The organism is Candidatus Methylomirabilota bacterium, assembly GCA_027293415.1.
In the GTDB taxonomy this organism is placed as follows: domain Bacteria; phylum Methylomirabilota; class Methylomirabilia; order Methylomirabilales; family CSP1-5; genus CSP1-5.
The window spans coordinates 26302-36032 of record JAPUFX010000134.1; the positions used below are offsets into that span (position 1 = coordinate 26302).

11 protein-coding genes are annotated in these 9731 nt (G+C 60.2%); all 11 read right to left on the bottom strand.

The window, feature by feature from the left end:
* Positions 1–42: 42 nt before the first annotated feature.
* The 11 genes from gap to O6929_09800 all read right to left on the bottom strand — a co-directional run bounded on the left by gap (position 43) and on the right by O6929_09800 (position 9468).
* Positions 43–1044 carry a type I glyceraldehyde-3-phosphate dehydrogenase gene (gene gap, locus O6929_09750; GenBank protein ID MCZ6480668.1) on the bottom strand — a complete coding sequence of 334 codons (1002 nt, stop codon included), beginning with the start codon at positions 1042–1044 and terminating at the stop codon, positions 43–45.
* Between the two features lie 115 nt (positions 1045–1159).
* Entirely contained in the window at positions 1160–1921 is a 762-nt protein-coding gene (locus tag O6929_09755; protein ID MCZ6480669.1) for a ComF family protein, read from the bottom strand.
* A gap of 77 nt (positions 1922–1998) precedes the next feature.
* A complete protein-coding gene (locus O6929_09760) occupies positions 1999–2340 on the bottom strand; it encodes a TraR/DksA family transcriptional regulator (GenBank protein ID MCZ6480670.1) in 342 nt (113 codons plus the stop codon).
* 112 nt (positions 2341–2452) lie between these two features.
* Positions 2453–2806, bottom strand: coding sequence for a ribosome silencing factor (rsfS, locus tag O6929_09765; protein ID MCZ6480671.1), 354 nt, complete (start codon positions 2804–2806; stop codon positions 2453–2455).
* Positions 2794–3528 carry a nicotinate-nucleotide adenylyltransferase gene (gene nadD, locus O6929_09770; protein ID MCZ6480672.1) on the bottom strand — a complete coding sequence of 245 codons (735 nt, stop codon included), beginning with the start codon at positions 3526–3528 and terminating at the stop codon, positions 2794–2796. Before nadD ends, rsfS begins: the two co-directional genes overlap by 13 nt.
* A gap of 187 nt (positions 3529–3715) precedes the next feature.
* Entirely contained in the window at positions 3716–4972 is a 1257-nt protein-coding gene (locus O6929_09775) for a glutamate-5-semialdehyde dehydrogenase (GenBank protein ID MCZ6480673.1), read from the bottom strand.
* Positions 4969–6105 carry a glutamate 5-kinase gene (proB, locus tag O6929_09780; GenBank protein ID MCZ6480674.1) on the bottom strand — a complete coding sequence of 379 codons (1137 nt, stop codon included), beginning with the start codon at positions 6103–6105 and terminating at the stop codon, positions 4969–4971. Before proB ends, O6929_09775 begins: the two co-directional genes overlap by 4 nt.
* Positions 6102–7112, bottom strand: a complete 1011-nt coding sequence (obgE, locus tag O6929_09785) for a GTPase ObgE (GenBank protein ID MCZ6480675.1) — start codon at positions 7110–7112, stop codon at positions 6102–6104. Before obgE ends, proB begins: the two co-directional genes overlap by 4 nt.
* A gap of 5 nt (positions 7113–7117) precedes the next feature.
* On the bottom strand, positions 7118–7390 hold the full coding sequence (rpmA, locus tag O6929_09790) for a 50S ribosomal protein L27 (protein ID MCZ6480676.1): 273 nt from the start codon (positions 7388–7390) through the stop codon (positions 7118–7120).
* A gap of 95 nt (positions 7391–7485) precedes the next feature.
* Entirely contained in the window at positions 7486–7803 is a 318-nt protein-coding gene (gene rplU, locus O6929_09795; protein MCZ6480677.1) for a 50S ribosomal protein L21, read from the bottom strand.
* Between the two features lie 135 nt (positions 7804–7938).
* Entirely contained in the window at positions 7939–9468 is a 1530-nt protein-coding gene (locus O6929_09800; GenBank protein ID MCZ6480678.1) for an Rne/Rng family ribonuclease, read from the bottom strand.
* Positions 9469–9731: the final 263 nt, after the last annotated feature.

Here is a 9731-nt window from a genome sequence, read left to right on the forward strand (position 1 = left end):
ATCACTTCACCATGAACCATGAACCGTGAACTGTGAACCAATCTAGCGGGAGGCCATGTACTTGATCACATCTCGCAGGCGGCAGGAGTACGCCCACTCATTGTCGTACCACGCCAACACCTTCACCAGCGTGCTGTCGATGACTGACGTGGATAGTCCATCCACGATGGCGGAATGGGGGTCATGGATATAATCGACAGAGACCAAGGGCTCCTCTGTATACTCCAGAATTCCCTTCAATTCCCCCTGGGCCGCCTTCTGAAAAGCCTGGTTCACCTCTTCCTGCGTCGCCACCCGCTCCACTTCTGCCACCAGATCCACGAGCGAGACATTGGCGGTGGGGACACGGATGGCAATGCCATGGAGCTTTCCCTGCAGGTCGGGCAAGACCAATCCCACGGCCTTGGCCGCCCCCGTCGTGGTTGGGATCTGGGACAGGGCCGCCGCCCGGGCCCGCCTGAGATCCTTATGGGGGAGGTCGAGGAGGTGCTGGTCATTTGTGTACGAGTGGATCGTCGTCATGAACCCGTGTTTGATGCGGAACTGCTCATGCACCACTTTTGCCACGGGAGCGATGCAGTTCGTGGTGCATGACGCATTGGAGATGACGTGATGTTTCGAAGGGTCATATGCCTTTTCGTTCACCCCGAGGACCACCGTGAAGTCGGGGTTTTTGGCCGGGGCAGAGATAATAACCTTTTTCGCCCCTGCCGCCAGGTGCTTCGAGGCACTGTCTCGATCGGTGAAGTGTCCCGTGGATTCCACGACGTACTCCACGCCGAGGTCCTTCCAGGGCAAGCTGGCAGGGTCTCTGACGGCCAGCACCTTGATCGCCGTGCCGTTCACAACGATGCTGTCTTCCTTACCCTCAACCTGGGCATTCAGCCTGCCGAGAATCGAGTCGTACTTCAAGAGGTGGGCGAGAGTCCTGGCATCGGTGATGTCGTTGACGGCCACAAATTCCAGGTCCGGGTCCTGAAGCGCTGCCCGGTACAGGTTCCGCCCGATCCGCCCAAAGCCGTTGATTCCGACACGAATGGCCATCATCGTCCTCCTCTCCCTCGTGTGGCCCAGGACAGAACATCAGTGAAATGTAAATCGTAAATCGAAAAGACCAATTTTTATTTAATAATAGAGGCGATATTCAGCGAAGTCAACCTTACAGCGCCCGCGCCAGGGTGTAGACAAGGACCCTCTGAGCACCGGCTTTCATCAAAACCTTCGCACACTCGTTGACGGTCGCCCCGGTCGTGAGCACATCATCCACCAGGAGGAAAGTCCGATCTTTGATCTTCTCCGGATTTCCGACGGCAAAGGCTCCACGAACATTCCGCACGCGCTCCCGACGCTTGCCGGTCTGCGGGAGGGTTGGACGGATCCGCCGCAGAGTCTTCCGGAGGACGGGCCGCTGCAGACGTTTCCCGACAACCCTGGCCAAAATCTCGGCCTGGTTAAACCCACGCTCTCGCTCACGATTCCGGTGGAGGGGAACCGGCACGACCGCATCAAGGGTGGGATGACCAAAGAGGTGCGTTGCCCGGTCGGCCATGAGACGGCCCAGGGGTCCGCCCAGGGCATCCCTCCGGCCGTGCTTGAAGAGAAGGAGGACCTCGCGGAGGGGATCATCTCGCTCATAGAGAAGGGCCGAGCGAGCGAGAAGGTATTGAGGCTGCCGAACTCGACAACCTTGGCACAGATGAGACGGGGGATGGACGACAGTGTGCCCCCAAAAGGGCCGCCCACATCGAGGACAGAAGGGAGGGTCAAGGAACTTAACCCGGCCCCAGCAACCCCCACAGACGACCGACCGAGAGCCGAGCCCGAGGGTGCCCTCACAGACGGCACATCGGGCCGGGAGCAGGAACCGGAGGAAGGAGAAATAGAATTCCAGGCCCCACCGCTTCGATCGCGCGAGCCTCACGTGGTGCCCCTTGTCGAGGGAGGGTGCCAAGGTAGGCCTAAAATCACAGGGGGGAGAACGGTCCGGGAAGGAGCGGTTTATTGGCGCTCCTCCTCCTCCTGGCATGAGATGCAGTACTCCGCAAAGGGGACGGCTTCCAAGCGCTTGAGGGCAATCTCCCCCTCGCACTTTTCGCACTTACCGTAGGTGCGGAGACGGATCTTCTCCAAGGCGGCATCCACCTGCCGTAACAGCCGCCTGTCAGCATCTCCCAGCGAGAGGAGAAACTCCTTGGTGTACGCGTTGGCCGCTTGGTCGGCCAGGTCTAAGGTTCCACTACCCGTCTCGAGATTGCTCGCCTGGGCACGGACCCCGCTCAAGAGCCCTTTTCGCTTTCCGAGGAGCCATTTCTCTAGTTCCTTTAGCTTCGATGCCCTCACCTGCTCCCCCTCTTCTCTCGCTCTTCTCTCGCTCTTCTCTCGTGAATTTTGTGGACCGGATGTGGTGATCTTGTCAGTCGCGATGTAGCCGCTCACCCGAGCCAAACCATCTCTAGCGTTGGTACTCCCGTTGCGGCGCATCCGCCCAAAGCCGCTCCAGATTGTAGTAGCGCCGCGTTTCTTCGTCGAAAATATGTATGACGAGATCATGGTAGTCAAGCAAAATCCACCGCGCCCCATGATACCCTTCCCGGTGGTGTGGGCGGATGTGCATCTTCTCGAGACACTCCCCGATGTGATCGGCAATGGCGCGCACGTGTCGGTCCGAATCCGCACTGCAGACAAGAAAATGATCCGCAATACTAGAGATCCCCCGGAGGTCCATGATAATGGGATGCCTGGCTTTGACCTCCCAGGCAGCGTGCGCTGCCAGATCGACCAGTCGGTTCGGTTCTATTCTTCCCATCCTCCAAGGAGGCTCCCCTGAACCCCCTCACTCGTAATCCCCTTCGATCGCTGATAGAGCTTATTCTTGGCCATATAAGCGGCCACCGTATCGGGGACCAAGAACCGGATGCTCCGCCCCTCCTCCACCAGCTGTCGGATCTCCCGGGAGGAGAGATCCAAGGAGACCACTTCCACCAACAGCACCAGGCCGGGGACCGGCCCCTCTTGACTCAGCTCCGGAGTCACCTCTGAGATCTTCAGGTACTTAAACTGGGGATTGCCCAGTTGTCGCCGCTGCTCGGGCGTGAGCGTATCTTCCACTTCGTCCAGACGCCAGCCGGGTCGGGCGGTGACGATCACCTGCGCCAGCCGCAGGATCTCCCCAGCCTCTTTCCACATGCTCATCTCCAGAAAGGCGTCCACCCCCATGATGAAGTAGAGGTGGGTCTCGGGCCCGTACAACTTGAGTAGCTCCCGCATCGTCTCCGCGGAGTACGACCGGCCCGGCCGATTCAGCTCGATTGGAGAGACAGTGAAGTACGGGGCAAAGACCGTGGCCAGCGAGACCATTTCATACCGATGGATCGGCGCCGCCACGTCTTGGTCGGCTTTGTGAGGCGGACGGGCCGCCGGGACAAAAATAATGTGATCGAGCCCGAAGGCCCAGTAGATCTCCTCGGCCGCCCGGAGATGGCCGAGATGAATCGGATCAAAAGTCCCCCCCGTCACACCGATACGCATCACGAAACCCGCGCTATCATCTGTCCGCTGTCAGCAATCAGCAAGAAAATAATTAAGCGGTGCCGCTCATGTATGTTCGCCGCCCCCACCCCTGCAACTTTCCTACGGCCGATCTTCCAAGCTTGCCAGCATACCAGCCTCTTTGCTCCTTCTTGCTGACTGCTGACGGCTGATTGCTGACCGCTCGTTAACGGCGGGAGTCCCGGACCTGGCCTTCGCCCAGCACGATGAATTTCGCACAGGTCAATTCTTTGAGCCCCATAGGGCCCCGCGCGTGAAGTTTCTGTGTGCTGATGCCAATCTCTGCCCCCATGCCGAACTCCCCCCCATCGGCAAAGCGGGTGGAGGCGTTTACAAAGACCGTCCCGGCATCCACCTCGCGGAGGAAGCGCATCGCCCGACCATAATCAGCAGTGACGATTCCTTCGGCCAGTCCCGACCCGTACTGACAAATATGCACCACTGCCTCTTCAAACGATCCCACCACCTTGATGGAGAGGATCAGGTCAAGATATTCGGTCTCCCAATCGATGTCCGTGGCTTTCGTCAGATGGGGCAGGATTGCCCGGGTTTGGGGGCATCCTCTGAGCTCTACGCCAGCGGATTCGAGGCGCGCCGCCATCTTGGGAAGGGCTTCAACTGCAACCTGCTCGTGCACGAGCAAGGTCTCAAGGGCATTGCAGACCCCTGGCCGCTCTACCTTGGCGTTAAAGACTATCTCCTCGGCCATCGAGATATCGGCCGCCACGTCCACATAGATATGACAGAGACCCTTCTCGTGGGCAATCACCGGGATCGTGGACATCTCCTTCACTGTCCGGACGAGTTCTTCCCCCCCTCTGGGGATGACCAGATCGATGTACCGATCGAGCTTGAGGAGGGTGTGCACCGCCGCTCGATCAGTAGTCTGCACGATCCCCACCACTCCCTTGGGGAGGCCCACGGTCTCCGCCGAAGCCGTCAGGACAGCCGCGATCGCTGTGTTGCTCCGGATGGCCTCGGAGCCGCCTCGCAAGAGAATGGCGTTGCCAGTCTTGATGCACAAGCCTGTCACGTCGGCGGTCACATTCGGCCGGGACTCGTAGATCACAGCAATAACGCCCAGAGGGACCCGCATGCGACCCACCCAGAGGCCATTGGGGCGTCGCTCCAACGCGGTTGCCTCCCCGACCGGATCCGGAAGGGCCGCTACCTCTCGCAGACCTTGCGCCATTGCCCGCACGCGCTCGGGGCTGAGCCGCAGCCGATCCAGAAAGGCGGACGGGTGCCCCGTCCCCTCCGCCGCGGCCAGATCTTGAGCGTTGACTTGGAGAATCTCTTCCTGGCGATCGAGCAGGCCTTCCGCCATCGCATGCAGGGCTCGATTCTTGACCTCGGTAGAGGCAAGGGCCATAGCTCGTGCCGCCTCTCGGGCTTGGCCGGCCAACGCCTCCACTTCTTTCATTTCGCTCCTTCCAGGATCACCAGGTTATCTCGGTGTATGACCTCGTCAGAGTGTTTGTACCCCAAGACTTGCTCAATCTCACTACTCTTGCGTCCCTTGATCCGCTCCACTTCCTCCGCGCTGTAGTTGACGAGGCCTCGGGCAAACTCCCCCCCCTCCGCGGCCAGGATCGATACCACGTCCCCGACCTGAAACGACTTGACCGTCCCCTGGATCCCTGAGGGGAGAAGACTCCGCCCTTGGTGGATCAGCGCCCGTGTAGCACCCGCATCTACCCGGACCCCCCCTCGGGGACGCGTGGCGAAGGCCAGCCACCGTTTCCGGCTCCCCATCCTGACGGCCCGGGAGAGAAAGAGGGTCCCCAGGGACTCGCCGCTCAAGAGGCGGAGGAGGATGTCTGGCGTGAAACCGTTGGCGACGATCGTGGGAATTTGGGACGCGGTGGCCAGTCGGGCTGCCTCTACTTTGGATGCCATACCCCCGATCCCGACGAGGGTCCGGGAGGGACCCGCCCAAAAGGCATCAGAGGGAAACGGACTGGACAGAACCGGGATCAGCCGTGCCCCAGGATCGGTGCGCGGGTCCGCCGTATAGAGACCCTCCTGATCGGTGAGCATCACCAAAAGATCCGCATTTACAAATGAAGCGACCAGCGCCGATAGGATGTCATTATCCCCGAACTTGATCTCTTCCACCGCCACGGTATCATTCTCGTTCACGATGGGGAGAACATTGAGAGCGAGAAGAGTGAAAAGGGTGTTCCGGGCATTGAGATATCGGACTCGGTCATGGACATCTTCCCGCGTGAGCAGGATCTGGGCGACCTTGATCCCGAACGGAGCAAAGGCCTCCTCGTAGGTAGCCATCAGTGCACTCTGACCGATGGCGGCCGCGGCCTGTTTCAGGGGGATGCTTCGCAGTCGCTCCTCGCGCTCGAGCCTTTCGATCCCGGCCAACATAGCCCCTGAAGAGACCAGGACCGTCTGCACCCCCTTGGCCATCAGGGTCGCAATCTGCTTTGCCAGTCCCTGGATCGCCGCCACGTCCAAGCCTGGAGTGCCCCCGGACAGGACCCCCGTCCCGACCTTGACCACGAGACGTCGAACCTCATTGCACAGCTCGACCCGGTTCATCGAACTTCCTTCTGGCCAGGCGCTAGGCTCAGACCCTGTCGAAGGCCATCCTTGAGGGCAGAAAGGCCTGTTCCTGTTAAAGCCGAGATGGGGTACAGCGGAATCCCCCGCCCGGCAAAATAGGACTGGCAGCGCGCCAGGTTTTTCTCATGAGGGAGATCGATCTTATTGGCCGCCGCCAGTCGGGGGAGATGCCCGAGGGGGCGACCGTACGCGGTGAGCTCTTCCTCCACGTCTTGGAACGCCTTGAGCGGGTCGTGTCCCCCTGAGATATCGAGCACGTGAACGATCACGCGAACCCGCTCAATATGGCGAAGAAAGGTCAGACCAAGCCCGGCACCTTCCGAGGCCCCAGCGATGAGCCCCGGGATATCGGCGACTGTCACTCGCTCGGTGAGGGAAAAGTCGAGAACCCCCAGGTTGGGAACCAGGGTCGTGAAGGGGTAGTCGGCAATCTTGGGCTGCGCAGCGGTGAGGGCCTGAAGAAGCGTGGACTTTCCGGCGTTGGGAGCACCCACCAACCCGATCTCGGCGAGGAGTTTAAGCTCCAAGAGCAGGTTGCGCTCCTCGCCCGCCGCCCCGTCCTCGGCATTCCGCGGGGCTCGACGCGTTGCCGTCGCGAACGCGGCGTTTCCTCGCCCGCCCCGGCCACCTCGCGCGACCAGGACTCGTTGTCTCTCTTCGGTGAGATCCCCCAGGATCTCGCCGGTCTCCCCATCCTTGATCACCGTGCCCAAGGGAACCCGGATGACCACATCGGCCCCATCACGGCCGTGCTTCTTCTTGCCCTGCCCGTGTTTCCCTCCTGGCGCCCGGTAGACCTGCTGGTACTTCGGATCGATGAGCGTCCTCACCGACCGAGAGGCCTCCATGAGGAGGCTGCCTCCCCGTCCTCCGTCCCCCCCGTCCGGGCCGCCCCTGGGGACGTGCTTTTCACGCCGAAAACTGACGCAGCCCTTTCCGCCGTGACCCGCCTTGACCCTGATCCGGGCAACATCAATGAACACGGAGTTTAGGGAGTTTTCTCAGGCTCAACCGGAGCAATGTTCACAAACCGGCCTCGCCCCTCACGCTGCACAACGGAAACGGTCCCGGTCACCTTCGCATAGAGAGTATCATCCCGACCGATCCCGACATTCCAGCCAGGCTTGAACCTGGTCCCGCGCTGCCGAACGAGGATGCTCCCGCCGGAGACCAACTGCCCAGAGAACGCCTTCATCCCGAGCCGCTTCGCGTGGCTCTCCCGGCCGTTTTTCGTACTGCCCAATCCCTTTTTATGCGCCATCTTTCCCTCCGTTCATGGTTCACGGTTCATAGTTCACGGCAAATGCCTCGGAGAGGGCTCATGTGGAACTCTATTTCTGAAACGTGAACCCTGAACTATGAACCAACCGCGATTTCCTCGACCCGCAGCCGGGTCAGCCGCTGACGGTGTCCAGTCTTTCGCCGGTACTTCTTTCGCCGCTTGAACTTGAAGACCGTAACCTTTGCGCTCCGGACCTGCCCCAAGATGGTTGCGCGTACTTTCGCCCCTGGCACCAGGGGAGATCCAATCTGGACTTTCTCTCCCTCGGCGACCAAGAGGATCCGAGAAAGCTCCACGACCTCGCCCACGTCCCCGGGCACACGCTCCACGGCAACAACACCCCCTGGGGCCATCCGATATTGCTTTCCACCAGTTTCTACCACCGCGTACATCCCAACCTCCCTCACAATTGACAACCGGATCTTTTCTTTTACCAAGAATACCAACGGCTGTCAAGAAACCCGGCGACGCGCAAACCGCCCCCTGCATTATAGGGAAAGCCCCGGAGTGCGGGTAGCAAGATGCCGTTATCCCTCGGAGACTTGGTACTTCTCGACCGGCCACCCCTCCTCAAGTGCAAGGGAGATCTCGCTCCCAAACTTCTGCTGCAAGGCCTCGATCACCTCCGCCTCCTCTGCCCTCAGCCAGTTCACCGCTTCTGGGTGGGCGCGGATCTTGAGATGACCCGGCTTTCGTTTAAGCATCCACCACTCCGCCTCCCGCAGAATCTGGTGGGCGAGGGAAGGGATGGCCCTAAGCAGGCCGGTCCCCCCGCAGCTGGGACAGCTCACGCTGAGGGAGCGAATGAGTCCCTGCTTGACTCGCTTCCGGGTCATCTCCACGAGGCCCAGCTCGGAGAGGAGGACCACATTGGTGGGAGAGCGATCGGGCTTGAGGTGCTCCTTGAGCTCAGCAAGCACCCGATCCCGGTGATCCTGCCTCGCCATATCGATGAAGTCGATAATGATGATCCCTCCGAGATCTCGGAGCCGTACCTGACGCGAAACCTCCCGGGTCGCTTCCAGATTCGTCTTGAAGACGGTCTCCTCGAAGTCGTGCTTACCGACATGGCGACCTGTATTAACATCAATAGAGACCAACGCCTCGGTTTCCTCGATGACGATATACCCCCCAGATTTCAACCACACCTTCGGCCGCAAGGCCTTTTCGATTTCCCGCTCTACACCGAAAGACCGAAAAATGGAGTCCTCCTCGGTGTAAAGGAAAAGATGGGAACGAAGATCGGGAAAGAGGGATTCGACAAACTCTAAACACCGTTCATATTCCGCCTCACTGTCCACTACAAGTCGGGTGACCTCGTGAGTGAAGAGGTCGCGGAAAATTCGAAAGACCAGATCGAGGTCTTTCTGAACCAGAGCGGGAGGGGTCAGGGTCTCCGCCCTGGTTTTGATCTTTCGCCAGAGGGATTGGAGAAACTCCAGATCGGCCGCGATCTCACCCCGCTTCTTTCCCATCCCGGCGGTGCGGACAATCACCCCCTCGGTCCCCGCATTCAACTCTTGCACGATCCGGCGCAGGCGGACCCGTTCCCCCTCATTCTCTATCTTTCGCGAGATGCCGATGTGCTGCTCGGTCGGCATGTAGACGAGAAATCGCCCGGGAAGCGTTATGTGAGAGGTGATTCTGGCCCCCTTGGTGCCTAGGGGTTCCCGGGCTACCTGGACCAGCACCTCCTGTCCCTCCTTGAGAAGTTCCTCGATGGAGGGCTGGCCCCCCCGGGGGGCTCGTTTGGAAGAAAGGGGTGGCACAACTCGCTCCTCCCCCTCGAATTCCTCACCAGCCGTGAGGACCCGCTCATACTCCTCCAAATCCTCGTAGATATCCCGGACAAAGAGGAAGGCATCCTTGTCGAGCCCAACATCGACAAAAGCCGCCTGCATCCCGGGGAGGATCTTGAGTACTCGGCCTTTATAGATGTTGCCGGCAAGCCCCTCCTTCTTGACGTCCCCGATCATCAACTCCACCAGCTGGCCGTCCTCCAGGACCGCCACGCGGGTTTCCACCATGGAAGAATTGACGATGATCTCACGCTTCATGGCCACTCGAGCAGGTCGGTAGCATCGTACCGACCCCTCATCCTTTCTTTTCTTGTTGTTGCGACTCGCGCAGGCCAGACAGTCTCAGGGAGGGAGCCTTCGGGAAGTCACCGGGGGCTTATCGGATGGATACGCCTCGAAGGACGAAAGGGATCGTCTGTGCAATCCTGAGCCCTTCGAAGGTCACAGGGATCACATCCTGCTCGGAACCGGAGACGCGTGAATCCATCGCCTCCAGCCAATGAGCCATCTTGTACCCCCCG